1 pseudogene is annotated in these 260 nt (G+C 41.9%); it reads left to right on the top strand.

The window, feature by feature from the left end:
- Nucleotides 1-260, top strand: a pseudogene (locus tag SB764_RS41810) (hypothetical protein); the annotation flags it as partial.

The raw sequence follows: 260 nt of genomic DNA on the forward strand, positions 1-260 counted from the left end.
GGGGTGGTGTAGGAACTAACTTAGATGTATTCCGTCCACGCTATTCTACTCTATCGAAAACAAAGGGACAATCTACAGGGGCGGTATTCATTGGGAATCAGTTTTCAAATCTAACAAACTTCATTTCTCAGTCGAACAGGAGAGGGGCACAAATGCTGGTGATGTCGGTATGGCATCCTGATGTGTTTTATACTAACGATGAAAACCATCCTGATTACATTGAAGATTTCATAGGGGCTAAGAATAAAGTCGGCTTCATG

Origin of the sequence: Paraburkholderia sp. SIMBA_027 (assembly GCF_046535315.1) — a bacterium.
Lineage (GTDB): Bacteria > Pseudomonadota > Gammaproteobacteria > Burkholderiales > Burkholderiaceae > Paraburkholderia > Paraburkholderia tropica.